Source organism: Rhodococcus globerulus NBRC 14531 (assembly GCF_001894805.1).
GTDB lineage: Bacteria > Actinomycetota > Actinomycetes > Mycobacteriales > Mycobacteriaceae > Rhodococcus_F > Rhodococcus_F globerula.
On sequence record NZ_BCWX01000001.1, the window covers coordinates 775,202 to 800,104 of the forward strand.

Below are 24,903 nucleotides of genomic sequence, written 5' to 3' on the forward strand. Positions count from 1 at the left end.
TTTCTGCGCCGCTCTCCACCCTTTCTTCCTTGACCAGCATTGATGCCGGTCCGAGGGCTGAAGTGTGCGCTTTCTCCTCCTTCTGCAAGGGACTGCCATGTCGACCCCCACACTTACTGCCCCGCAGCTTCGATCACGAACCGTCCTCTCCGGACCGCGGCCTCAGGTTGTTGCACCTGAGCTGCGCATCGCCGACGGACCGGCGGCTACGGTCCTCCGCATCGCTCGGCTGCGAGGCCCGATTTCGCGGGACACTGCTGCCAAGGCCTCCGGGTTGAGCATTGCAACCGTCAATCGGCAGGTCACGAGCCTGCTCGACCTCGGAGTGGTCCGTGAGCGAGCAGATCTGATTGCCTCAGGTGCCATCGGTCGCCCCAAGGTTCCGTTCGAGGTGAATCACGAGCCGTATCTGACGGTCGGCATCCACATCGGTGCAGCCGTCACCAGCATCATTGCCAGCGATATTCGGGGCCGGGTGCTCGGCGCCGTCGAAATCCCGACGCCCACCACCAATTCATCTGTTGCACTCGCGACCATCGCGCGTTCGGCAAAATCGTTCACATCCCGGTGGCACAAACGTCGACCGCTGGCTGTCGGCGTTGCGATCGGTGGACGCGTCGACTCTGCTACCGGCGTGGTCGACCACCCCCGATTGGGATGGAAGGGAGCAAAGGTCGGCGCCGTCATCGGAGCCGGATTGGGCTTGCCGGTTTCGGTTGCCGCGCACGTCGAGGCCATGGCCGCATCGGAATTGCTGCTGAGCGCCGATCGCACCGAGACACCGGCTACCGGGACCACTGCGCTGTACTTCTATGCGCGCGAAACATCAGGCATTGCGATCACTTTCGAGGGTCGCGTGCACACCCCGTCCAGCGGACCGGGCTCGATCGCGCACCTGCCGACGGGGTCGTCGGCCCGGTGCGCCTGCGGTTCCGTGGGGTGCTTGGAAGCGACCATCAGCGATCGAGCGATTGTGACGCAGGCGCTGTCGAGCGGCGCGGTGATTCAGGGTAGCGAGCGCATCACCATCGCCGACGTGTACGCGGCGGCCTCTGCCGGTTCGGCTGCGGCACATGAACTCCTGGTCGAACGAGCACGGGTGCTGGGTCGCACGGTGGCGCTGTTGCGTGATCTGTTCAACCCGGATCGTGTGATCCTCGGTGGCCAGGCTTTCACCGACTACCCGGCCGGCGCGCCGTATGTCGCCGAGGCTTTCTCGACGACATCGTCCCTGGAGCGTAAGGACATTCGGATCACCGGCTTCGGGAATCGGGTGCAGGAATATGCGTCGACCGTGGTGTCGCTGAGCTCGCTGTTCGCTGATCCGGCCGCAGCGATGCGCCGGGCCGCCGTAATCTGACTTCGTCTGTGCCGGTTACAGCTCCGGCCGGTCGAGTACCCGCAACCACCGTCCGTCGGGCTGGCGGCGCGCAACCTGAGTGCGTCCGCCGGTACCGTCGGCCGGCGCAGTGGAGGTCATCGCGAGATCACCGCTGACGACCGTCGGCAGCGCCTTCTCGACGGTGAACGTGGGTGCGGCAGCGAGCATCTGTGCGATCACGTCGCGGATGGCAGAACGCCCGACGGTAAGTGAACCGGGCGGAAATGCCATCACGGCGCCCTCTTCGTAGAGTCCCGCTACTGCGTCGGCGTCACCGGCGTTGGCGAACTCGACAAAGAGGCGAGCGAGGTCTTCCGGGGTCCGGGCTTCTCGAGTTGTGTCTGTTGTTGTCATGCCTCCATCGTGCTGCGATGCTGATGATAAGTCCAAGATCTGGTTTGTCTCGTAGCTAGAATCAAAAGTTATGGAACTTCGGCAACTCGAGTACTTCGTCGCAGTGGTCGACGAAGCGAATTTCACCCGCGCGGCCGAGCGTCTACACGTCGCTCAACCAGGTGTGAGTGCGCAGATCAAACGCCTCGAGCGGGAGTTGGGGCAGGAACTGCTCGATCGAAGCAGCCGGACCGTACGTCCCACCGAAGCGGGGCGCGCTGTGCTGCCCCACGCTCGCGCTGCCCTGGCCTCCGTGGACAGCGTCCGCGACGTCGTGGACGCGCTGAAAGGATTGGTCCGAGGCTCGGTTTCCGTCGGGATGGTGACGGCCTGTGCTTCGGCTGACCTGACAGATCTCCTGGCTCGGCTGCACCTCCGACATCCGGGTCTGGATATCTCTCTGGCCGAAGATGATTCACGCAACCTTCTTGCCGGTGTCGCGGACGGAACCTTCGACATAGCGGTTGTCGGGGTGGCGGGGGAGCTGCCCGAGGGCCTCGAATCCCGCGTGATCACCGATGAGCGACTGGTGGCGGGAGTGGCCGCGAATCATCCACTTGCCGAACGGGATACTCTGCCGTTCGCGGAACTCGGGACGCGGTCCGTGATCTGCCTTCCGTCGGGAACCGGTATCAGGACGTGCCTCGACGCGGCCTGCGCGGCGGTAGGCGTCGCCCCCACAGTTGCGCTCGAGGCCAGCAATCTCGGGATTATCGTCTCACTGGCAGCGCAGGGGTTGGGGATGGCGGTAATCCCGGAATCCGCAGTGGGACAGTTGCATCGGATCAACCTCGAACCTGAGGCCCGGTCCCGCTTGGAACTGGTGTGGCGCGCCTGCGGCGGCAAGAATCCGGCGGCGTCGGCGCTCATAGATCTGGCGCGATCTGCTCCCGTCTCGTGACTTCCGATTGGGCGCGGTCCAACCCGCCGTGCTCGAGGGCCGCGAGGTGAGAAGTGTCGGTCCAGTACACAGCGCCTCGCCGACGTACGGTCACAGTCAACGTGGCACCCAGATGTTCCAGTGCGCCAGGAACGTTGCGGCGCTGCGCGGGAAGAGGTACCGGGAGGATATGGGCGTCCGACAGGGGAGCGCTGCCCTCGATCTCGACACTCCAGAGGTGATTGCGGCCGCGTAGTGTCCAGCGGTCGTCGGCAACCACTGTGGTCACGGGCGAGGTGACCGGGTTTCCCAGCCGGAATACGGTTCCGTCGGGCAGTGCGACAACAACGGCGGTGACTTCGGTGCGAAGCGGCCCCGCGCTGATCTGCCCGCCTGCGAAGGCGATACATGCATTCGGGTCGGTGAACCCCTGAGCCTGGCCCCACCACCAGGATTCGGGGAAACCACCCTTGCCCCAGTTCTTCTCGCCGTACACCTGTGCTCCGGTGAGATCCCAGGTCTCGCCGTCGATGATCGCGGCGCCCTCGGCTCTGCCACCGAGAAGCCACGGATGCCAGTACTGATTGAGAGCGGGAACAGACTGGAAATAGCTGGAACCGCCGAAGCGTCGACGCGGCCAGAATCGCTGGTTCGAGATGCGAACGTCCAGACGCGCGGTCTCGAGATCGGCGTGTACCTGATCCGTCGTGCCGCGAAAAGCGTTGTCCGCATAGGCCCCTAGCCGGTCAGGATCGGCATATCCGCCGGGATGCTCTGTGTCGCTGAGGAAACCGCCGGGATGCGCGGCTATCGCGAGCGTCGACCAATGGCCGTCGGCCGCTCGATTGATTCCGGCCAGTGCAATGACAACGCGGCCGCTTTCCGGCAGCGTGAACCGCCAGAAATAGCCTTCCATCGCAACATCGTGCGAGGCAAGTAGATTGCCGTACGGCGCGGTGGCGCCGGATGACCGGTACCCGGGAAGGTTCACGGCCCCAACACTGCCTGGGATGCCGTGACCTGAGCGACCAGACGGCCCTCGTCGTCCCGGAGTTCGGTGACTATCGCGATGGTGCTGCGGCCGGCATGCAGTGGCCGGGCAGTTGCAGTGACGGTGCCCTTGCGGACACCCCGAGTGAAGACCGTCGACGAACTGGTAGTCGAGGTGCCGGCGCCGGGTGGCAGGTTGAGGAATGCACAGACGGCGCCGACGCTGTCTGCCAGCGTCATCAAGGCGCCGCCGTGCATTCCGTTACCGGCGGTGGTGCGGTGGTTGTCCCAATCGAGGTGCCCGACAACCTCTTCGGAGGTCGCACTGTCCAACTGCACTCCGGTATGAACGGCAAAAGGCATGCTCGCGACAAGCTGTTCGAGGTCCATGCCTACCGATGCTAACCAGAAGTCGAAGCCGATGTGGAGCTTCGGCTACAGCGGAAGCGCAGTTTCCGACAGGCCGTCCGGGGCGTTGCGTCGACGGAACCACTCGGTACCGAATGCCGCGGTGAGCTGCTCGGTGGGCATTTCGAGGAACGGCCCGAAATCCCCGACCTGTGTGGCGTGCGCGTACATGGCCGCGCGCTTCGAGCTGATCACCGAACTGACGTCGACGGCCGTGGTGAGCTGTTCGGCTGGAAGGCCGAACGTCTCGATGTCCGGTGGCTGCGCTTCTTCCGTCCACTCCGGGTTGGCAAGCATCAGCATCTTCATGTGATCGCGGTTGGTGGACGCCTCGTAGACGAGCGGTGTGCCCGCGAGCTCAGCCGCCCGAATGCCGACGTAGTGCACCTGAATGTGGTCCGGGTGTCCGTAACCACCATTGGCGTCGTAGATCGTCAGGATGTCGGCGTTCTCCTCGCGAAGAACTTCTGCCAGACGCTCGGCCGCCTCGTCTACTTCGGCATTGCAGAAAGCGTCGGGATTCTCGTTCTCGGGGGTGCCGACCATTCCGGAATCCGGATAGTGCAGCGACACGACACGGCTGGCACCGAGGGCATCGGTGGACGCCTCGAGTTCGCGGCTGCGACGCTCCGCCAATGATTCGTGCTCGTCCAACAGGCCGTCGGGATACTCACCCAGCGCACCGTCGGTGGCCGTGACGACAACAACGCGATGACCCGCGTCGGCAGCCATTCTCATGACGCCACCCGTGATGAATACTTCGTCGTCGGGATGGGCGTGGAAACACACCAGGACACTCATTCGCGCAATCGTAGGGCAAGCTACCGACAGGTCAACTCGAGCCGGGATTTGTGGTGGCTGCACATATTCTGTGAACCTTGTGGGGTGCACGAGAATCAGTCATGACCAGTTCCGACGATAAAGGCCTGATGGGGGCATATCGCGAAATATTCGCCGCCCCTGGCGCCATTGCCTTCTCCGCCGCCGGTTTCATCGCGCGGTTGCCGATCGCGATGATCGGCATCGGAATCGTGACGATGATCTCGCAACTTCGTGGTGACTACGGGCTGGCCGGCGCGCTCGCAGCAGTATTTGCGCTGTCCTGCGCCGTCATAGCGCCGTTGGTGTCCCGCACGGTGGATCGATTCGGGCAGCGCGCGGTTCTGCCCCTGGCCGCTGCGGTCAGCGCCATCTCGATCGGTGCGCTGCTGCTGTCCGTGAGATTCGAAGCGCCGGACTGGCTGCTGTTCGCTCTGGTGATCCCGGCCGGTGCGACCCCGACGATCGGTGCGATGGTTCGCGCCAGGTGGGTTGCGATCTACGTCGGAGAACCTGAGTTGCGCACAGCTTTTGCGTTCGAATCCGTCGTCGACGAACTCTGTTTCGTGGTGGGGCCGGTGCTCTCGGTCGGTCTGAGCATCGGGTTGTTTCCCGAAGCCGGTCCGCTCGCGGGAGTAATTCTTCTTGTGGTCGGCACGCTCCTACTGGTGGCGCAGCGATCGACGGAACCCAAGATTCATCCGCGCATACCGGGCCGGGGACGCTCGGTTCTCGCGAACCCGGCGATGTGGATCGTCATCATCGTGATGGTGATGCTGGGAACCATGTTCGGCGTCATCGACGTCGGTGCCATCGCGTTCACCCAGGAACAGAACTCGCCCGGGTCGGCGACCGTCGTCCTCGCCCTGTTTGCCGGCGGATCGGGAATCGTGGGCTTGGTGTTCGGGTCCCGGCACCCGACGCGCTCGCTACGCGGACAGCTGATGATCGCGTCCATTGCCGTCACCGTGCTGAGCATTCCGCTCCTGCTGGTCGGCAACGTCGCGGGACTGGCAGCGGCCTACATCCTGGCCGGCGCGACAATCGCGCCGACGCTCATCATCGCCACAGCTCTTGTCGAGCAGATCGTCCCACCCGAGAAACTCACCGAAGGTATGACGCTGACGGTGACCGGCCTGGGCGTCGGCGTGGCGCTCGGATCCGCGCTGGCGGGGCAGCTGATCGACCGCTACGGAGTCTCGTCGGCGTACACGCTTGCCGTCGGCGCAGCGGTCACAGCCTCTATCGTGACGGCATGTCTATTCGTGAAGCCGTCAGCGTCGACGGCACGTCCATCGTCTACCGAGTAACCGGAAACCCGGAAGCAACCCCGCTGGTCCTGCTGCACGGCTGGGCACAGTCCTCGCAGTGCTGGGGTGAGCAGGTTCTGAGCGAACTGGCGTCCTCGCACCGGTTGATCGCCGTTGATCTACGCGGCCACGGATACTCCGACGCCCCCGAAGACGGTTACGACAACAGCGCGAACTGGGCCGGCGATGTTGCCGCTGTCCTGGCAGCCGAGGGCATCACCGAGAAAGCCGTGTTGCTCGGGTGGTCGTACGGCGGACTCGTGATCTGCGATTACCTGGCAGCGCACGGAACGGACGCTGTCGCCGGCGTTGTCCTGGTCGGGGCGATCACGAGCATCGGACGCGGTGAGAAGGGCGGCAAGGTGGGTGCGGCAATGCGCAGCGCTGTTCCCGGTGCCATGTCGGAAGATCCCCGCGAGGCGATTCGGGCACTCGGCGCGTTCGGCAACGCGCTCACCGGCCCGCCGGAAGGCAAAGGGGCCCAGTCGCAGGCCCTGTTCGGTGCGAGCCTCGCGACCCGCCCGCGCGTGCGGGCCGCACTGTTCAACCGTGCGGTCGGTCACGACGAACTGCTCCGTTCCCTCGACATCCCGGCGCTGGTTCTGCACGGCGCCGAAGACTCCGTTGTCGACGTGAGTGCAGGTAAGCACGCCGAAGAGCTGATTCCGAAGTCGCAGGCGTCGTACTGGGACGGCTGCGATCACGGGCCGTTCGTCGAGGATCCGACCCGATTCGTGTCCGAAGTGAGAACGTTTGTCTCCAGCCTCGGTTAGAGTTCGCGCCCGGTGAGGGGGCACTATGGAGTCGTGACACCCACGCACACTTCGCGCCCTCGCCGGGTGGCCGTACTGTCGGTCCACACCTCGCCCTTGGCGCAACCAGGCACCGGTGATGCAGGTGGGATGAACGTCTACGTCCTGCAATCCGCGATTCAGTTGGCTAAACGTGGTGTCGAGGTGGAGATTTTCACCCGCGCGACGTCATCGGCAGACTCTCCCGTCGTCGAAGCCGCACCGGGGGTTCGGGTGCGCAACGTCGCCGCCGGTCCGTTCGAGGGCCTCGACAAGGCAGATCTCCCGACGCAACTCTGCGCGTTTGTCGCCGGAGTCCTGCGAGAGGAAGCGCGTCGTGAACCGGGCTATTACAGCCTGATTCACTCGCACTACTGGCTGTCCGGGCAGGTCGGCTGGTTGGCTCGGGACCGCTGGGGCGTTCCGCTCGTCCACACCGCGCACACTCTTGCCGCCGTCAAGAACCTGTCGATGGCAGAGGGGGACACGCCCGAACCCGCCGCTCGGCAGATCGGTGAGCAACAGGTTGTGGCCGAGTCCGATCGGCTTGTTGCCAACACCACCGACGAAGCCAAAGCTCTCCACGAGTTGTACGGGGCCGACCCGACGCGCATCGACGTCGTCGCGCCCGGCGCGGATCTGACGCTCTATCGTCCGGGCGATCGTGATCGGGCCAGGGCGTCGTTCGGCCTGAATCCCAACGAAGTGATCGTGACGTTCGTCGGTCGCATTCAACCCCTCAAGGCGCCGGACGTCCTTCTGCGTGCCGCTGCGGAAGTCATCAGCCGCAACCCCGGATTGCCGCTGCGCATCCTGGTCGTCGGTGGTCCATCCGGCACCGGACTGGCTCAGCCGGACGTCTTGATCGAGCTGGCACGCACCCTCGGCATCACGGCGCAGGTGACCTTCCTGCCGCCGCAAGCGCCGACGCGGCTGGCCGATGTGTATCGGGCGTCGGATCTTGTTGCGGTACCGAGCTATTCGGAATCATTCGGCCTGGTGGCCATCGAGGCTCAAGCCTGTGGGACTCCCGTGATCGCCGCTGACGTCGGCGGGCTGGGTGTTGCCGTTCGCAACGGTGAGACGGGCCTACTGGTGCAGGGGCACAAGACGCAGGATTGGGCAGGCGCTCTCGAAGCGCTGGTCACCGAACCCGCGCGTCTGGAAACTCTTGCCGAGCGCGCTCCCCGTCACGCGGAGAACTTCTCGTGGGAACACACCGCGGACGGACTCCTCGAGAGCTATCGCAAAGCCGCAGTCAACTACAACAACGGAACCGGTCCCAGTGACTTCTCGCCCCGCCGCGCGCGGGGACTGTGGCGTCTGCGACGGACCGGAGGAGTGCGTACATGAGCAGTGTTTCCGACATCATCGAGCAGGCCCTCACCGAGCGTGAACTCGAATTCACGAAGCGCGACGGCACCCATTTCATCGTCGAACTTCCCGGTGAGCACAAACTCAAGACGTCGACTTTGCTGACCGTCGGGAACCACGGTGTGCGGGTCGAAGCTTTTGTGTGCCGCAAGGTCGACGAGAACTTCGAGGGTGTCTACAAGTTCCTGCTCAAGCGGAACCGTCGCCTGTACGGGGTGGCGTACACGCTCGACAAGGTCGGGGACATCTACCTCGTCGGCAAGATCTCCGAACATGCGGTGACCGGTGACGAACTCGATCGGGTTCTCGGCCAGGTCCTCGAGGCTGCGGACGGCGATTTCAACGTCATCCTCGAACTCGGATTCTTCTCGTCCATCAAGCGGGAATGGGCGTGGCGCGTCTCGCGTGGGGAGTCGCTGGCGAACCTGCAACCGTTCAAGCATCTGATCGAAGAAGCGGACGGCGAGAAAGCGGACGCCGAAGAATTGGACACTGCCGCCGAGAAGTGATGCGTGAGACATATCGGCGATGTGTCCCGTAGGGTGTTCTTTACTTTGTGACTACCATCACGGAATAATGCTGTTTCCGTAAGTCACAGTAAATTGTTCGTCACCTTGCCGCGCAACCTTCACGAGGAGCACCGTTGAGCTTCAAGAGTCCGTTCCCCGACGTCGACATCCCCAACGTCAGCGTCTACGACTTCCTGTTCGGAAACATCGAACCCGCTGATCTCGACAAGACCGCGTTTGTCGAGGGCGCTTCGGGCACCGTCACCACGTACGCCTCGCTGATCGCGCAGATCAACGGCGTCGCTGGAGCCCTCGCCGCGCGCGGACTCGCTGTGGGGGACGTCGTCGCTCTGCATTCACCGAACGTCCCGGCGTTCGGATCCGTCTTCCACGGCATCTTGCGTGCCGGTGGCGTTGCGACCACCATCAACGCTCTCTACACCGCCGAGGACATCGCCAAGCAACTCACCGACTCGAAGGCCACGTTCCTCTTCACGGTCTCGCCGCTGCTTCCGCAAGCCGAGGCGGCGGCCGACGAGGTCGGCATCCCGGCCGAGAACGTGATCGTCCTCGACGGCGCCGAAGGCCACCTCTCGCTGCGCGATCTGCTCGGTGAAGGTGCGACGCCGCCCGAGGTTTCCTTCGATCCGGCCACCCAACTCGCGGTGCTGCCGTACTCGTCAGGCACTACCGGTCGACCCAAGGGGGTCATGCTCACCCATCGCAACCTGGTCGCGAATGTCTGCCAGATCATGCCGCGGATGGGCATCGGCTCCGACGACAAGATTCTCGCAGTCCTGCCGTTCTTCCACATCTACGGCATGACGGTGCTGCTCAACGCCGCGCTCTTCGCCCGCGCGAGCCTGATTACGATGCCGAAGTTCGATCTCGTCGAATTTCTGCGGATCCTCGCCGAGCAGAAATCGACATACATCTTCGTCGCGCCGCCCGTCGCGGTCGCGTTGGCGAAACATCCACTGGTCGACCAGTACGACCTGTCGAGTGTGCACACGATTTTCTCCGGCGCCGCCCCGCTCGATGCCGCCCTCGGCAAGGCCGTCGCCGATCGCCTGAACTGCCGGGTCCGTCAGGGCTACGGCATGTCCGAGATGAGCCCGGTCAGCCATGCAATTCCGTTCGACCGGGACGACATGCCGCTCGACTCGTGCGGCCCGACCATCGCGAACATGGAATGCAAGCTCGTCGATCCGGGCACCGGTGAAGAGGTTGCATACCCCGCGGCCGGTTCCGGCGAGGTCAGTTCGCCCGGTGAGCTGTGGTGCAAGGGCCCGAACATCATGGCCGGGTACCTCGGGAACGAGCAGGCAACCAAAGACACCCTCGACGCCGACGGTTACCTGCGTACCGGCGACATTGCGACCGTCGACGCCGAAGGTGTCGTCACCATCGTCGACCGTCTCAAGGAACTGATCAAGTACAAGGGCTACCAGGTTCCGCCGGCCGAACTCGAAGCGTTGCTGCTCACCCACCCGCAGATCGCCGACGCCGCCGTCATCGGAGTGCTCGACGAGGAGGGCGAGGAAGTGCCGAAGGCGTTTGTCGTCCTGCAGGACGGTGCCGCGTTGTCCGAGACCGACGTCATCGCTTTTGTCGCCGAGCGCGTCTCACCGCACAAGAAGGTTCGCAAGGTCGCCTTCATCAGCACGGTCCCCAAGTCCGCGGCCGGAAAGATCCTCCGCAAGGATCTGCGCACCGCAGAAGCAGCGCAAAGCTGATTTCGCGGCAGGGTTGATCAAGACGTGTTCCGGTACTCATGCCAGGATGAACGGCATGAGTATCGGAACACTGGTCCTGCTTCGCCACGGCGAGAGCGAATGGAATGCACTCAATCTGTTCACCGGCTGGGTGGACGTACACCTGACCGACAAGGGCATGGCCGAAGGCAAGCGCGCCGGCGAACTGCTCGCCGAGCACGGCCTGCTGCCCGATGTCCTCTACACCTCGCTGCTTCGCCGCGCGATCAGCACCGCCAACCTCGCACTCGATGCGGCCGATCGCCACTGGATCCCCGTCGTCCGCGACTGGCGCCTCAACGAGCGCCATTACGGCGCCCTGCAGGGCAAGAACAAGGCTCAGACCAAAGAGGAGTACGGCAACGATCAGTTCATGCTGTGGCGTCGTAGCTACGACACGCCGCCGCCGGCCATCGAAGCGGGCAGCGAATACAGCCAGGACACCGATCCGCGTTACGCAAACCTCGACGAGGTGCCGCTGACCGAGTGCCTGCTCGACGTCGTCAAGCGGTTGATCCCGTACTGGGAAGGCACGATCTCCCAGGAACTGCTCGCAGGTAAGAACGTTCTGGTCACCGCTCACGGCAATTCGCTGCGCGCCTTGGTCAAGCACCTCGACGGTATTTCCGACGAGGACATCGCCGGTCTCAACATCCCGACGGGCATTCCGCTGCGTTACGACCTCGACGAGAACCTGCAGCCGCTCAACCCGGGCGGCACCTACCTCGATCCCGAGGCGGCCGCCGCAGGCGCTGCCGCAGTGGCGAATCAGGGCGCGAAGTAGCGCCATCATGATGACTTCCGAAGCCCCTCGAACTGACTGTTCGGGGGGCTTCGGCGAACAGCAGATGAACGGCGCGCCAACGCCGCCCACCGGGCGGATGACGTGGGCGGAAATGCTCGAACCCGCCGTAACCCACTCGACGCGCGAACGTACGATTGCGCCGTGAGTGTCGCAACTGCAGTGCTGCTGATCGTGGTTGGCGGCTTGATCGGATACCTCGTCGGAGGTGTGCTGATTCCGAGGCTGAGCTCACGGCACCGCGAACGTGCTGCAGAACAGACCGGGTTGACAATGTCGCAGGTCCTGGACCTGATCGTGCTGGCGTCCGAGAGCGGTATCGCCGTTGTCGACGGCTATCACGACGTGGTGCTGTTCAATCCCCGCGCGGAAGAGTTGGGGCTTGTCAAGAATCGCCGCGTCGACGAGCGGGCGTGGCAGGCAGCCCTGAAGGTGCTCGAGACCGGGCAACCCGTCGAAGTGGATCTGACGGCCACAACCGTCCAACGCGGACGCGACAAGATCGCGGTTCGCGGGGTGGCGCGTCTGCTCAGCAAGGACGAGCGCAATTTCGTGGTCCTGTTCGCGGACGACGATTCCGAGCAGGTTCGCATGGAGGCGACGAGACGCGACTTCGTTGCGAACGTCAGTCACGAACTCAAAACCCCGGTCGGAGCGATGAGTTTGCTGGCAGAAGCACTGCTGGAATCCGCCGACGATCCGGAGTCGGTGCGGCACTTCGGCGAACGAGTGCACAGCGAGTCGATTCGCCTCGGCAAGATGGTGACGGAACTGATCGCGCTTTCACGATTGCAGGGAGCCGAGAAACTTCCCGACCTCGATGTCGTGGACGTGGATACCGTTGTCTCCGAAGCGTTGTCGAGGTCGAGGTTGTCGGCCGAGGCAGCCGAGATCACCGTCACCACCGATCATCCGAGTGGACTCGAAGTTCTCGGCGATCAGACGTTGCTCGTTACCGCACTGTCCAATCTCATCGAGAATGCGATTGCATACTCGCCCAAGGGCTCTCCGGTTTCGGTCAGTCGCTCGATGCGCGGTGGCAACGTCGCCATCGCCGTGACCGATCGCGGCGAGGGAATCGCAAAAGCCGACCAGGAACGCGTATTCGAGCGATTCTTCCGGGTCGACAAAGCACGATCGCGCCAGACCGGAGGCACCGGACTGGGGCTCGCGATCGTCAAGCACGTAGCGGCCAATCACAACGGCTCCATCGACGTATGGAGCAAACCAGGAACCGGGTCCACCTTCACCTTGCAGATACCAGCGCATGTGGAGGAGACCGACGACCTCGACGACGGCGACGCGGGAGCACTCGGTTCCGGGCGAAGCGGTAGACGAGACTCAGGCAGTAAAGACACAGGCATGGAGGCCAAACGATGACGAGGGTGCTGATCGTGGAGGACGAGGAGTCGTTGGCGGATCCGCTGGCGTTCCTGCTCCGCAAGGAAGGGTTCGAGACCACCATCGTCAACGACGGCCCGTCGGCCTTGGCGGAATTCGATCGTTCCGGCGCAGACATCGTGCTGCTGGACCTCATGCTGCCCGGTATGAGCGGTACCGACGTGTGCAAGGCGCTGCGCACTCGTTCCGGTGTGCCCGTCATCATGGTGACGGCCCGCGACAGCGAGATCGACAAGGTTGTCGGCCTCGAACTCGGTGCGGACGATTACGTGACCAAGCCGTATTCGGCCCGCGAACTCATTGCCCGTATCCGGGCCGTGCTGCGCCGCGGCGTCGAGAACGAGGCAGACCTGGGTTCGGAAAACGGTGTCCTCGAAGCCGGACCGGTCCGGATGGACGTCGAACGCCACGTCGTCCAGGTGGGTGGGAATCCGATCACGTTGCCGCTCAAGGAGTTCGATCTCCTCGAGTACCTGCTCCGCAATTCCGGACGCGTGCTCACCCGCGGCCAGTTGATCGATCGTGTGTGGGGAGCGGACTACGTCGGCGACACCAAAACCCTTGACGTGCACGTGAAGCGGCTGCGTTCCAAGATCGAAGCGGACCCGGCCAAGCCGGAGCATCTCGTGACCGTACGTGGTCTGGGATACAAGCTCGAAGCCTGAAAGAACGACGAAAAAGTTCAGCCGCCCCACACGTCGTGTGGGGCGGCTGAAGTTGTTTTTACGCCTGAGCTTTGTTCTGAGCGATCGTGGTTGCCGGGTGGACTGCGATAAGGCCGAGCCCGGCCCGGCGCCTGCAGAGGCGAGCCAGCTCGTCGTAAACGGCCTTCCCGAGTAACTCGGTCAACTCCGGGGCGTACGACTGCCACACCTGCTTCTGGCCGACATGAGCGTCGGGCGAGCCCGAGCAGTACCAGGACAGGTCGTCGCCGCCCTCGCCCCAGCCGCGGCGGTCGTACTCGGTGATCGTGGTCTTGAGGATCTGAACCCCGTCCGGGCGGTCCACCCAGTCCTGGGTACGACGGATCGGAAGCTGCCAGCACACGTCCGGCTTCACCTCGAGCGGCTCGATGCCCTTCTTGAGCGCCATCGAGTGAAGCGCGCACCCCTGGCCGCCCGCAAAACCCGGCCGATTAAGGAAAATGCACGCGCCCTTGTAGCGGCGGGTGCGCAGCGCCGGCTCGTCCTCGAGGTCGTCTTCCTCGACGTAGCCCTTCTTGCCGAGACCCTTCTCCATGAACTGCCAGTCCTCGGCTGTGAGCAGTTTCACTGACGCATCGAGCTTGTCCTGATCCTCCTGATCGGAGAGAAACGCGCCGTGCGAGCAACATCCGTCGTCGGGACGATCGCCGAGAATTCCCTGGCATGCCGGAGTGCCGAACACGCAGGTCCAGTGCGAGAGCAGCCACGTCATATCGGCGGCAATGAGGTGTTCGGAGTTGTCGGGGTCGACAAATTCGACCCACTCGCGCGGGAAATCGAGGTCGACCTCGGGGCTTGGAGTCATCTTGTGGGACCGGTCTGGGTTACCTGCTGTCACAAGGGCAGACCGTAGACCCAGTAACGTGGCGATGTGCGACTAGGGGTACTCGACGTCGGAAGCAACACCGTTCATCTACTGGTAGTGGACGCCCACCGTGGCGGCCACCCAACACCCATGAGCTCCACCAAGGCGACTTTGCGGCTGGCGGAAAACACCGACGACCGGGGCGACATCACCGTCGTCGGGGCTGATCGGCTGGTCTCCACGGTCGGGGAATTCGCCGGTATCGCCAAAATGTCCGGATGTGAGGAAATGATGGCGTTTGCCACCTCCGCCGTGCGCGACGCCAACAATTCCGAAGCCGTGCTCGCCCGCGTGCGCGCCGAGACGGGCGTAGGACTCGAGGTGCTCTCCGGTGTCGACGAAGCCCGATTGACTTTCCTTGCGGTCCGCCGTTGGTACGGCTGGAGCGCCGGACGCATCCTGAACCTCGATATCGGTGGAGGTTCACTCGAGCTCACCGCAGGCGGCGACGAGGATCCGGACGTCGCGTTCTCACTCCAACTCGGCGCAGGCCGGCTCACCAGGGACTGGCTCCACGCCGACCCGCCCGGCAAGCGCCGCGTCGCCGTGCTTCGGGACTGGTTGGACGCAGAACTGCTCGGACCAGCCAAGGAACTCCGCAGCGCCGGCGACTGGGACCGGACCGTCGGCACCTCGAAGACCTTCCGTTCCTTGGCCAGGCTCACCGGCGCGGCACCGTCCGCAGCCGGGCCGCGTGCCAAACGGACCCTGACCGCCAGCGGACTCAGGCAACTCATAGCCTTCATATCCAGGATGACGGCGTCAGACCGTGCAGAATTGGAAGGAGTGAGTGCAGATCGGTCACAGCAGATTGTGGCCGGCGCACTCATCGCAGAAGCAACCATGCGAGCGCTCGGAGTGGACGAACTCGAAATTTGTCCGTGGGCATTGCGCGAGGGTCTGATTCTGCGGAAGCTCGACACAGAAATGGGCGGTGAATTGGTGGTGAGTGCTTGATGACCGAGGACAGTCAGCAGATTTCCGTAGCGGAACTGCTCAAGCGGAACGGTCAGACGGTCGAGTCCCGCGGTGGGCGTCGTCGTCGGGGCGTGGCCGGAGGTATCTCCGTAGCTGAACTCACCGGCGAAATTCCGATCGTTCGGCCTGCCGGTTCACGTTCGGCAGCCGAATCGGACGCACCCCCGGCACCGCCTGAAACCAAGCCTGCCGAGACCGAGATCGTCGAGACCAAGACCGTCGAGACCAAGCCTGAGTCCACTCAGGCTCCGGTGACAGAGTTCACGCAGTCGGTCGAGAACGACGAGTCGGACGACACCAAGATCGACCTTCACAAGCCGATCTCCAAGAGCGCGCCGGGGCAGTGGGTCAGCCGCGCACCCGTCGAGCCGAAGAAGGCTGCGCCTCTCCCGCCGACCCAGGCTGTACGTGTTGTGCCTACTCAGGCTGTGCCGGTTGTGCCCAAGAAGGACGTGCCCGAGACCACGACCAGGAAGCCGGTGCCGGCTGGGCCACCGAAGGTGACGCAGGAGCCTGCTCTGCTGTCCGGTCAGACGTTGGCAGGTGACCTGATGCGGCAAGAACGCGAGGTTTCCCAGAATCCGTCGATGCGCTCGCCGATCCTGCCTCCGCGAGTCGCGCCAAGCCCGGCTGACGCTGATGTCAGCACCGAGATGATGGCCTCGATCAGCGACGAACCCGCCGAGAATGCCGGTTCGACGGAACCAGCCGCCGCAGCGCCGGAGCCCTCGCCTGCTTCCGTGGAAGAGGTTGCACCGACCGAGCCTGCCACTGCAGAAGACACCGGCGATCGGAACTCGATCCGTGAATGGGCGATCCTGGCCGGACAGGTTGTTGTTGCGCTCATCATCGGCGGCGCGATGTTCAAGGGTTTCGAGAAGCTCTGGGACATGCTGCCGTGGGTGGCGCTGGTACTTGCCCTGATCGTTATCGTCGGTCTGGTGGCGGTTGTTCGAGTTCTGCGGAAAACGGACGACATCACGAGTTTTGTGATTGCGGTCGTTGTCGGCATGATCGTGACCTTGGGTCCGCTGGCGTTCTTGTTGACCTCGGGTTGATCCGACGATGATCGCTGTGGGCTTGTCGACGGCATCGGTTTATCCCGAGAACACCGAAGCTGCGTTCCGCTACGCGGCCGATTTGGGATACGACGGCATCGAATTGATGGTGTGGGCCGAGTCGGTCAGCCAAGACGTCGGTGGCGTTGCGGCGTTGGTGCGCAAATACGGGATTCCGGTACAGGCCGTTCATGCGCCGTGTCTGCTGATTTCGCAGCGTGTGTGGGGCGCCGATCCGATCGAGAAGCTCGAGCGGTCCGTCCGCACTGCCGAAACGTTGGGCGCCACCACTGTGGTTGTGCACCCGCCGTTTCGGTGGCAACGCAAATATGCCGACGGCTTTGCGGATCAGGTCGTAGACCTCGAATCGCGAAGCAGCGTCGTCGTAGCTGTCGAGAATATGTTCCCCATGCGTGCCGACAGCTTTTTCGGCGGCAAGGACCGCTCGGCCGAGCGACTACGTAAGCGCGGCGGTCCAGGAGCGGCGTTGTCGGCGTTCAGTCCGTCGTACGATCCCACCGATTCCGATCATTCCCACTACACACTCGACTTGTCGCACACCGCAACTGCCGGCATGGACGCATTCGAACTGGCTGCGAGAATGGGCAAGGGACTCCAGCATCTGCACCTCGCGGACGGGCGAGGCGCGTCGATGGACGAGCACCTGATTCCCGGCCACGGATCACAACCCTGCGCCGAGATATGCCGACACCTGGCCGCAACAGGTTTCACCGGCCAGGCCGTCCTCGAGATCAACACCCAGAATGCTCGCACGCGGCGGGAAAGATCCTCGATGCTGGCGCAGGCACTCGCGTTTGCACGCGAGCACCTGGCCTGAATCTTTGGTGGCTGTCAGCGATGTCCGATATTCAGGGATGCCCGGCAGTGAGCGCTGCGTCGAACTGTGAGCGCACTTCCTCGATGTGAGAATCGAGGTCGTCGAGTTGCCATCCTGTAGTGGAGATGGGGTCGAGAACCGAAACGTAGACCGGGCCCGGATGGGCGACAAGGGAATTACGCCACATGCGTTCACCGGCATTGTGGATCACAACCGGCACGATGGGAACGCCCGCTTGCATGGCCAGGTGGAACGCACCCTTCTTGAATGCCCCGAGTTTTGGTGTGGCGGAACGTGTTCCCTCGGGCGCGATGACTATCGAGACGCCGTTTTTCAGCTTGTCGACGGCCGGTTGCAATGCCGCCTTGGCCTTGGCGGTGTTGGATCGATCGATGTACGCGACGTCCAACAGGGCGCCGATCGGAATGAAGCGAGGATCGTTTGCCGCTTCCTTCTTCGCCACTCCGGTCACGTCGCGTTTGATGACGGTGCCCAGTACCAGCAGGTCCAGCGAGCTTTGATGATTGAACATGAAGACGGCTGGGCGGTGATCCCATATATTGTGCTCACCGTCGATTTCGACGTCGATGCCCAGTAGCGACAGGGAGATGTCGGGGCCGTATGTGCCCACGAGGTTGGCTCCCAATTGCCGGTTGCCGGTGACCAAACCGGCCGAGAAGCCCACCACAGCAGTGGCAGCCAATGCGCCCATCGCGGTGGCGGTGCGCACCGTCGAGAGGGGAGTTGCTCCGCGTTGTGGTTTACGCAGCGTGACGGAGGGCCAGCCCTTGCGCCTCGCGACACTCGCCAGGGTGCGATCCGGATTCAAGGCGACGGGGCGGCCGACGGATTCGAGCATCGGAACATCTTCGGCACCATTGGAATACGCAAAGGCATTCCGCAGATCGACGCCGCGCTTCTCGGCGTAGGCCGCGAGTGCGTCGGCCTTCGCGGGACCCCATAGTGCCGGCGCCGACAGGTCGCCGGTGAGCATGCCGTCGATCACTTCGATTTCCGTGCACAGCACGTCTTCGATGTCGAGATCCGCGGCAACCCCTCGGGCCTGGAACGGCGTGGCCGATGTGGCCATCACAACGGTGTGACCGGCCTTTCGATGCGCCGCGAGAATCTCGCGAGCGTCGGGGTAGATCATCGCGGCGATTTCCTGCCTGAACAGCCGCTCGCCCCAGTCGTTCAGTTCTTCCTCGGTGCGGCCGGTAAGCGCGCGGACTGCGATGTCCATGAGCGCGCCGACGTCGGCACCGCGAAACTGGGTGTCGATGGCGGCGCCGGTGGTCCGCAGCAGTTCGCCGAGGCTGATATCGAAGCGCCGCAGTCGATCACGGTAGACAACGCTGGCGGAGTACCCGCTGATGAGGGTGCCGTCCAGGTCGAACGCGGCAATGGTGTCGGGTCCGGCTGGGGCCGCTTTGATCGCGGCGTGCAGACGCTCGAGTCCGGTCACGGTCCTGCTTCCTCGTGAGGGGTGGGATTGGGAGTGGCTGCGGCGCCATAGGATCTGGTTGCCGCGTCGAGGCGGGAGTGGGCGAGTTCGCGGATCCGCCGCAACCGGTCGACCAATACCCGGAGTTCCTCGGCAAAGGCGACTCGACGCTCGGCGACCCCGTCGTCCACGGCTTCCACGAGATTGCGATTGCGTGCCAAATTGAGTGCGGTGGCAAACAATTCGCCGGATACCGATTCGCTGCTGGCGATCTGCTGGCGCAACCGACGCTCGTGGGCCACGTCGATGCAGTTGCGGGTGAACGACTTTTCGTCGAAGGACTTCGACACCGGCGCGAGGACCAATTGGTCGGCCACCACCTGGTACGCCTCGAGGAACGGTTGCAGTACACGGTGGGCTAGGTAAGGGCGAACGCCTTCGATGATGTGCGCGGTGCGGTTCGGGTCGGCGGTGACCGAGCTCCAACTGGGGTCGATCAGGTCCAGTTCGGTGCGCATCTCTTCTTCGAAGGTGTCCCGGTCGCTGAAGAAGAACTCGAACTTCATCAGGTCCCGAATGCGTTTGGCCTCATTCCAGCCGTCGAGGATCGGGTCGGTGAACTGCTCGTCTACCGCCGCCTGCAGAACCAGTTCCGCGATTGCCCGAGCAACGAGGAAATGAATGGTGTTGTTGCGGTAGAACGCTGCAACAAGACCTTGATCCTTGCCCAGGTAGAAGACCTTTTCGCCGCCCTTGTCGAAATGCATCAGCACGCCCGACTCGACATGCGTCTGCAGTGCCTTGTCGATGACGTGCGGATCGTCGAGTTCCACATCGCCGGCGAGCGGTAGTTTGCGCGCCGTGATGTATTGGAACAGGGGCGTGAGGATGAGGGTGAGTTCAGTGACGGTGAGCGCGCGATCCTCGATTCCGAGGAAGGGGAGCATCGCGAGAGAGGACACCGTAATCGGCGTCACCTCGTTGATGCGGTGGCACACTTCGATCGCCGCCTTCTGAATGGCCAGGCGCTGGTCGGGTTCTTGCCGGAGTGCTTCGGCAAAGGAAAGTGGCCGCCCGATCGTGACGTGTGCGACGCCGTTCCTCTTGCCTTGCGCCCGAACGTATCCGAACATCCAGCGCAGGCCTTCAGGCTTCTTCTCGGCGCCGAGGGCCTCGGCGGCCATGGCACCGACTTCGTAGAGTTGGTCGTAGCTCAGCGCCACCGGCACCAGGTAGACGTCGGAGGCGCCGCTGACGTGAAAAGCCTTGGCCAGATACGTCATCAACCCGAAACGCGGCGGACGAAGTTTGCCCGTGCGTCCACGACCGCCTTCGATGTACCACTCGAGATTGAATCGTTTGGTGAGCAGGTACCGCATGTACTCGTGCATCGACCACTTGTAGACCTCGTCGTCGCCGATGCTACGACGGATGAAGACGGTGCCACTGCGCTTGAGGATGGACCCCATTGGCCAGAAACTGATGTTGAGTCCGCCCATCACGTGATTGAGCGGAAGGCCGTTGTTGATCAGTGCGGGGCGGAGCACCAGCGGATCGAGATACGAGCGGTGGCTGGGAAGGAAGACAAGTGAATGTTCCTTGTTGAGCTCCCGCAGTTCGTCGAATCGGCTGGTGTCGACATCGATCGTGTACGCGCGAGCGAAGTAGCGTCCCAAACGATCCCACACCGCGATTGCCTGGCGGCTCTGGGTGGCAACCATTTCCTCGAGTGCTTCGCGCGCACGCCGGTCCACTTCGGCAACGGCGATGCCGAGACGGTCGGAGAGGGCCATGGTCTCGGTGGTGAAGCGCCGGGTGTCGGTGATTTCGTCGACGACAAATCGCGACACCTTGTACTGCCCGCCGATCAATTCGAGTTCTGCTCGCTCGAGGGAGAGGGCAGCCTGACGGCGGATGAACTCGGGCAAAGATCCGCCGCCGCTTTCGTCGAGGCGGCGTGACAGGTCGCTGAGCGGGGCGGGCCGGCCCTCGATGACCTGGCACCGGTCGGGGTCGGTACGCAGTGTGCGGCGCTGCGCGCTCCGGCCGGGGTGCAACGGATCTCGCGGGGCGAGCGCATTGCGAACGCGCCCTGCTACGTTCTGTTCGGTTCGGTTGCTGGGTAGCCACACCACTCGCAACGGAGCGAGCATCGGGTCGTCGGTTCGGCGGGACAGTTCGCCGAGCGTGCGATCGGTGATCGCGACGGTAGTCGACGGCTGCGCTGTGCCGCGAGCTTTGTCGGCCAACCACTTTCGCAGCACGCCTGCTTCGGCCTCGGTCATCGGCTCGGTCAGGTATACATTCTGTCGGGTCACGTCTGCGGTCATGACTCACGCACCTTCCGCAGCGGTTCCGAGGGCCACGATCTCATCGAGGCTGTCTTGGATGCACTGCATGAGTAATGCAGGTTTGGTGACGGCTGCGGTGTCGATATTGATTCCGATGCAGCAGATTCCGACGTGCGAGACCAGCGTTGCCATCACGGCGCAGCCAGGGGCGGGACCGAACGGGAACATCCGCTCGATCTTCGCGCCGGCAAGATAGACCGGGACGGGAACGCCCGCAACGTTGCTCGCTTGCAGATCGAGTCCGGTGGACTGGGACAGGTACCAGCTCGCGAGGAGCTGATTTGGCAGGCGCGCGAGGACGGGCGCAGCCAGGTCGACGGCGTCGAGTGCCGGCTCTTCGCGAAGGTTCAGAACGATTTCGCGGACCTGCCGGATTCGTTTGGCCGGGTCCGTCTCCGAGATCGGGCCGCTGAAGCGAACGGCGGCAAATCTGTTGCCGCCGGACGGATCCGAACCGGTGCGCATGCTGACCGGCATCCCCATGGGAACACTGTCGACCGATTGACCGAACGCGTCGTGATAGCGACGGAATCCGCCGAGTAGAGCTGCGACGTACGCGTCGTTGAGTGAGCCGCCGGCCGCTTTTGCGCCCGCTTTGAGTTCGGGCACACCAACTTCCAAGGTTCCGAACCAGCGACCGAGACCGCGTTCACGTAGGAGTGGAGAACCGGAACTGGCCGGCGGAGTGACAATTCGGCGCAGCGAGTTGGCGTAGTCCAGGACCTCGGTGGTTGTGGTGATCGGTTGTGTGATCGCGGTGGCCGCGATGTTGGTGACGCCGCGCAGGAGTCGTGCTACTCGCGACGGCGCCCGACGGATCTCGCCGATAACTTCTTCGCCGAAAGCACCGATCGAGGACAGATGCTCTGCCGGCGGCGGGGTGCGATCGGGCTTGTCCGGCGTGGGATCGGCGCGCCTGCTGTGCAGGAGCGTCATCATCTGGATTCCGCCCATGCCGTCCGTGATGGAGTGGTGGGTTTTGACGACAAAAACCGCGCGGCCGTCGTCCAGTCCCTCGATGAGCAGTGCGCTCCACGGCGGGCGAGCCTTGTCGAACGGTTCGGTGGCGAGGTGGCGGCACATACGCAGTGCGTGATCGAAATCGGCAGGCGCGGGTAGACGGACGCGTCGCAAGTGGTACCCGATGTCGAATTCGGGATCTACCGACCAGACCGGGTTACCCAGGTTCAGGGTGGGTTCGACAGCGCGCATCCGGATGCGGGGTACGACGTGCGACGCCCATTCGACAGCCCCGCGAAGACGATCCCAATCGGGCGCCTGGTCGAGGACTTCTACCGCGACGATCGGCGAGCGCAATTGTGGTTGCGCTTCTTCCATCCGCCACATCCCGGTCTCGAAATCGGACATCGTCCGGTTCGCGCCCCACGCGACCGCAGAGAGGTCGACGTCGACCGCACTAGGAGGAACAAATGGATTGTTGTCGGCCATACTTCAAGAACTCCCTCGGTCTTCGGGTCCACCCCGTCGTTCTGTATCTAAGTGTGGACCCGAGACCGTCGGCGCGTCCCGGTTTCGGTGGCAGTGAACAGATGTGACGTTCGACTGGACCGGTCAAATCAGACAGTGGCGACGGCGCCCACTGCGTTGAGTGCGATTTCTCGATAGAAGACACTGACTTCGTGCGGTGTCTGCGGACCGTCCGGCCGGAACCAGAGCGCCACCGATTGGCACATACCCAGCATGGCGCGCCCGGTGCCGGCGATGTCGGTGACGGTGAACTCGCCCTGTTCGACACCGGCGCTCAGGACGTCGGCCAGAAGGTTCTCGAGATGCTTTCGCTTGGCCGCATAGGCTTTTCGCTCTGTGTCTTCGAGGTAGCGCAGTTCGGAATCGAGGAAAGCGATGTCCGTTCGGCTGGTCATGTGCAATACAACGGCCTCGACAAGGTTTCCGAATTGTCGGGTAGGGGAGGGTCCGGCAGCGTCGACCGCTTCGCGTGCCCGGACGGTGACCGCTTCGATGCCGGTCATCATCAAGGCGACAAGAATGCCCTGCTTGTTTTCGTGGTGGTAATACAGCGTCGGAACGGTGACGCCGGCGCGTTTGGCGATATCGCGGACGGAGGCGCCGTGGTACCCGAATTCGTGGAAGGTGGCCAGGGCTGCTGTGAGGAGCGGCGTCAGAGTCAGTGGTTCGACGGTGCGCCACCCTTCGTCCTGGGACAGTGCAGCGTCCTGGGGCGGTGCAGAAGGTTTTCTTGCCATTGTGCCTGTGAGCTCCGCTCGACAATCGTTTCTTAGTGTTCGCTAGAACGTCCGAGGATAGTCCACGCAGGGGTGGGATCACGGGCGCATTTCAGTTGGATAGTATTGGTATCTAGTGAGGGGGCGAGGAGCGCGATGAAGATTTCCGAACTGTCGGCCAGATCCGGCGTGGCACTGCCCACTGTGAAGTACTACCTGCGTGAGGGTCTGCTGATGGCGGGCGAACCCACCAGTGCGACCGGCGCACAGTACGGCGACGATCACATTCGTCGCCTCGGGCTGATCAGAGCGCTCTCCGGGGCGGGCCTCTCCATTCCGCGCATACGTGCGATTCTCGATCTCGTATCGGCGACGGACCTCTCCGAATTCGAGCGGATCGGACGCGCTATCGCCCAGCTGCCACCCCACGTCGACAACGATCCGGTGCACGAATTTCCGCGGGCGCAGAAGGTGCTGGAGTTTCTCGGGCAGGTGTACGACCCGCGGTATGTCGCCGTCGCTCATCTGGAACAAGCGCTGATCGGTCTCGAAGGAGCAGGTCTGACGTTGAGCGAGGAACGACTGCGGGCTTACGGAGAACACATTCGAGGAATTGCCGAAGTGGAAATCGATCTGATGCCGCTCGGTTCGACGGAAGAGGCAGTTCGGTACGCGGTCCTCGGGACCGCGATGTACGAACCGGTCCTGACAGCACTACGACGCTTGGCGCACCAAGACCTAGGATCCGCAAAGTTCACGTCACCTGCGGAGCACACGACAAACCGGATGAAGGAAAATTGATGAGCACCAGCCCTTTTCGTGATCTGAACCGACTGGAATCGCTCGGTGGCGGCCGTTTCCGCGCAACGATCGACCCGATCTGGACCATCGGACCCAAGGTTCACGGCGGGTCGATGATGGCAGTGTGCGCGGCGGCTGCGAGAGCGGCGTTGCGCGACAATGCTTCCGGCAACGACGGCGTGCGGGCGATGCAACCTATTGCCGTCAGTGCGAATTACCTCGCCGCACCCGATCCGGGTGACGTCGATTTGGCAGTGACAGTGCAGAAGCAGGGGCGCCAGGTGTCGCTGGTGGACGTCGAGTTGAGTCAGGCGGGAAGGATTGCCGTCCGCGCCGCGGTCACACTCGGCATTCCCGACGGCGACGTTCCTGCCTTCGTGAGCACCTCGTCGATCGACGACATGCCCGCGGAACCGTCGGAGCACGCCGCCGCGGTAGAGGGTGATCATCCGATGGCGCAGATCGTGCATGTCGGTCAAGGCTGCGACATGCGGATCGACACGACGTCCGCGCACTTTCTCACCGGCGCTCAGGGGGAGCCGGAGGTGCGGATGTGGGTGCGCGCTCGGCCCGATGACGAAGCGGATGTCGACACCGCGGTGTTGTTCGCGATCATGGCGGGAGACATCAGCGCTCCGGTCACGATGAACCGTGGACTGTTCGGCTGGGCGCCGACCGTGCAGTTGACGACGTACCTGCGCAGGCTGCCTGCACCGGGCTGGCTGCGGGTTCGGGCAAGTTCGGATGTGTTGGGCAGCACGTGGTTCGAAGAGGATCACGACATTCTCGATTCCACCGGGGCCGTGGTGGTGCAGAGTAGGCAGTTGGCCATGATGCCCCGGTAATTC

At 63.6% G+C, this 24,903-nt stretch carries 24 protein-coding genes; 15 read left to right on the forward strand and 9 right to left on the reverse strand.

All coding sequences use genetic code 11. From position 1 onward, the window contains the following. The first annotated feature begins 97 nt into the window (after nt 1–97). Nucleotides 98–1,360 (forward strand): ROK family transcriptional regulator, encoded by a 1,263-nt coding sequence (locus tag RG2_RS03395; protein ID WP_033235783.1) that lies wholly within the window; start codon nt 98–100, stop codon nt 1,358–1,360. Nucleotides 1,361–1,375: 15 nt separating this feature from the next. On the opposite strand, the gene RG2_RS03400 is transcribed toward RG2_RS03395, so the two are convergent. Beyond that, the gene (locus RG2_RS03400; protein WP_033235515.1) at nt 1,376–1,735 is read right to left on the reverse strand and encodes a YybH family protein; all 360 of its coding nucleotides are present in this window, start codon (nt 1,733–1,735) and stop codon (nt 1,376–1,378) included. A 70-nt stretch (nt 1,736–1,805) separates the two neighbouring features. On the opposite strand from RG2_RS03400, the gene RG2_RS03405 reads away from it, so the two are divergent. Beyond that, nucleotides 1,806–2,675 (forward strand): LysR family transcriptional regulator, encoded by an 870-nt coding sequence (locus RG2_RS03405; RefSeq protein ID WP_033235514.1) that lies wholly within the window; start codon nt 1,806–1,808, stop codon nt 2,673–2,675. Here the strand turns inward: RG2_RS03405 and RG2_RS03410 are convergent. From RG2_RS03410 to RG2_RS03420, 3 genes are read right to left on the reverse strand one after another with little or no spacing between them, the layout of a single operon-like run. Next, the gene (locus RG2_RS03410; protein ID WP_033235513.1) at nt 2,641–3,645 is read right to left on the reverse strand and encodes a tocopherol cyclase family protein; all 1,005 of its coding nucleotides are present in this window, start codon (nt 3,643–3,645) and stop codon (nt 2,641–2,643) included. The two genes, RG2_RS03405 and RG2_RS03410, sit on opposite strands and share 35 nt — an antisense overlap. After that, entirely contained in the window at nt 3,642–4,034 is a 393-nt protein-coding gene (locus RG2_RS03415; RefSeq protein ID WP_033235512.1) for a PaaI family thioesterase, read from the reverse strand. The genes RG2_RS03410 and RG2_RS03415 overlap by 4 nt, the downstream gene beginning before the upstream one ends. A gap of 45 nt (nt 4,035–4,079) precedes the next feature. Beyond that, the gene (locus tag RG2_RS03420; protein WP_033235511.1) at nt 4,080–4,853 is read right to left on the reverse strand and encodes a PIG-L family deacetylase; all 774 of its coding nucleotides are present in this window, start codon (nt 4,851–4,853) and stop codon (nt 4,080–4,082) included. A 101-nt stretch (nt 4,854–4,954) separates the two neighbouring features. Between RG2_RS03420 and RG2_RS03425 the strand changes: the two genes are divergently transcribed. The 8 genes from RG2_RS03425 to RG2_RS03460 all read left to right on the forward strand — a co-directional run bounded on the left by RG2_RS03425 (nt 4,955) and on the right by RG2_RS03460 (nt 13,477). Then, the gene (locus tag RG2_RS03425) at nt 4,955–6,181 is read left to right on the forward strand and encodes an MFS transporter (RefSeq protein ID WP_033235510.1); all 1,227 of its coding nucleotides are present in this window, start codon (nt 4,955–4,957) and stop codon (nt 6,179–6,181) included. Further along, nucleotides 6,127–6,954, forward strand: coding sequence for an alpha/beta fold hydrolase (locus RG2_RS03430; RefSeq protein WP_033235509.1), 828 nt, complete (start codon nt 6,127–6,129; stop codon nt 6,952–6,954). Before RG2_RS03425 ends, RG2_RS03430 begins: the two co-directional genes overlap by 55 nt. A gap of 12 nt (nt 6,955–6,966) precedes the next feature. Then, nucleotides 6,967–8,325, forward strand: a complete 1,359-nt coding sequence (gene mshA, locus RG2_RS03435; protein ID WP_174557326.1) for a D-inositol-3-phosphate glycosyltransferase — start codon at nt 6,967–6,969, stop codon at nt 8,323–8,325. Further along, nucleotides 8,322–8,855: a type III secretion system chaperone family protein gene (locus tag RG2_RS03440; protein WP_051730615.1), complete on the forward strand. Its 534-nt coding sequence runs from the start codon at nt 8,322–8,324 to the stop codon at nt 8,853–8,855. Before mshA ends, RG2_RS03440 begins: the two co-directional genes overlap by 4 nt. A 134-nt stretch (nt 8,856–8,989) precedes the next feature. Continuing rightward, a complete protein-coding gene (locus RG2_RS03445; protein WP_033235507.1) occupies nt 8,990–10,591 on the forward strand; it encodes an AMP-binding protein in 1,602 nt (533 codons plus the stop codon). Nucleotides 10,592–10,637: 46 nt separating this feature from the next. After that, nucleotides 10,638–11,393: a phosphoglyceromutase gene (locus RG2_RS03450; protein ID WP_174557327.1), complete on the forward strand. Its 756-nt coding sequence runs from the start codon at nt 10,638–10,640 to the stop codon at nt 11,391–11,393. A gap of 162 nt (nt 11,394–11,555) precedes the next feature. Then, entirely contained in the window at nt 11,556–12,791 is a 1,236-nt protein-coding gene (locus RG2_RS03455) for a sensor histidine kinase (protein WP_033235781.1), read from the forward strand. Next, nucleotides 12,788–13,477: a winged helix-turn-helix domain-containing protein gene (locus tag RG2_RS03460; RefSeq protein ID WP_033235505.1), complete on the forward strand. Its 690-nt coding sequence runs from the start codon at nt 12,788–12,790 to the stop codon at nt 13,475–13,477. The genes RG2_RS03455 and RG2_RS03460 overlap by 4 nt, the downstream gene beginning before the upstream one ends. Before the next feature lie 58 nt (nt 13,478–13,535). Here RG2_RS03460 and RG2_RS03465 read toward each other — a convergent pair whose 3' ends face one another. Beyond that, entirely contained in the window at nt 13,536–14,321 is a 786-nt protein-coding gene (locus RG2_RS03465) for a DUF3109 family protein (protein WP_033235504.1), read from the reverse strand. Nucleotides 14,322–14,387: 66 nt separating this feature from the next. Between RG2_RS03465 and RG2_RS03470 the strand changes: the two genes are divergently transcribed. Genes RG2_RS03470 through RG2_RS03480 form a run of 3 tightly spaced genes read left to right on the forward strand, consistent with a single transcriptional unit; the run spans nt 14,388 to nt 17,255 of the window. After that, nucleotides 14,388–15,338: a Ppx/GppA family phosphatase gene (locus tag RG2_RS03470; protein WP_033235503.1), complete on the forward strand. Its 951-nt coding sequence runs from the start codon at nt 14,388–14,390 to the stop codon at nt 15,336–15,338. Beyond that, nucleotides 15,338–16,417: an Rv0497 family membrane protein gene (locus tag RG2_RS03475; protein WP_033235502.1), complete on the forward strand. Its 1,080-nt coding sequence runs from the start codon at nt 15,338–15,340 to the stop codon at nt 16,415–16,417. The genes RG2_RS03470 and RG2_RS03475 overlap by 1 nt, the downstream gene beginning before the upstream one ends. A gap of 7 nt (nt 16,418–16,424) precedes the next feature. Beyond that, the gene (locus RG2_RS03480) at nt 16,425–17,255 is read left to right on the forward strand and encodes a sugar phosphate isomerase/epimerase family protein (RefSeq protein ID WP_033235501.1); all 831 of its coding nucleotides are present in this window, start codon (nt 16,425–16,427) and stop codon (nt 17,253–17,255) included. A 31-nt stretch (nt 17,256–17,286) separates the two neighbouring features. On the opposite strand, the gene RG2_RS03485 is transcribed toward RG2_RS03480, so the two are convergent. The 4 genes from RG2_RS03485 to RG2_RS03500 all read right to left on the reverse strand — a co-directional run bounded on the left by RG2_RS03485 (nt 17,287) and on the right by RG2_RS03500 (nt 23,275). Next, nucleotides 17,287–18,720 carry an HAD-IB family hydrolase gene (locus RG2_RS03485; protein ID WP_033235500.1) on the reverse strand — a complete coding sequence of 478 codons (1,434 nt, stop codon included), beginning with the start codon at nt 18,718–18,720 and terminating at the stop codon, nt 17,287–17,289. Further along, a complete protein-coding gene (locus RG2_RS03490; RefSeq protein ID WP_033235499.1) occupies nt 18,717–21,029 on the reverse strand; it encodes a glycerol-3-phosphate 1-O-acyltransferase in 2,313 nt (770 codons plus the stop codon). Before RG2_RS03490 ends, RG2_RS03485 begins: the two co-directional genes overlap by 4 nt. Nucleotides 21,030–21,032: 3 nt before the next feature. Continuing rightward, the gene (locus RG2_RS03495) at nt 21,033–22,499 is read right to left on the reverse strand and encodes a wax ester/triacylglycerol synthase domain-containing protein (RefSeq protein ID WP_033235498.1); all 1,467 of its coding nucleotides are present in this window, start codon (nt 22,497–22,499) and stop codon (nt 21,033–21,035) included. Nucleotides 22,500–22,627: 128 nt separating this feature from the next. Then, nucleotides 22,628–23,275: a TetR/AcrR family transcriptional regulator gene (locus RG2_RS03500; protein WP_051730614.1), complete on the reverse strand. Its 648-nt coding sequence runs from the start codon at nt 23,273–23,275 to the stop codon at nt 22,628–22,630. A 135-nt stretch (nt 23,276–23,410) separates the two neighbouring features. Between RG2_RS03500 and RG2_RS03505 the strand changes: the two genes are divergently transcribed. Beyond that, nucleotides 23,411–24,055: a MerR family transcriptional regulator gene (locus tag RG2_RS03505; RefSeq protein ID WP_033235497.1), complete on the forward strand. Its 645-nt coding sequence runs from the start codon at nt 23,411–23,413 to the stop codon at nt 24,053–24,055. After that, on the forward strand, nt 24,055–24,900 hold the full coding sequence (locus tag RG2_RS03510) for a thioesterase family protein (protein WP_033235496.1): 846 nt from the start codon (nt 24,055–24,057) through the stop codon (nt 24,898–24,900). The genes RG2_RS03505 and RG2_RS03510 overlap by 1 nt, the downstream gene beginning before the upstream one ends. The last annotated feature ends 3 nt before the right edge of the window (nt 24,901–24,903 follow it).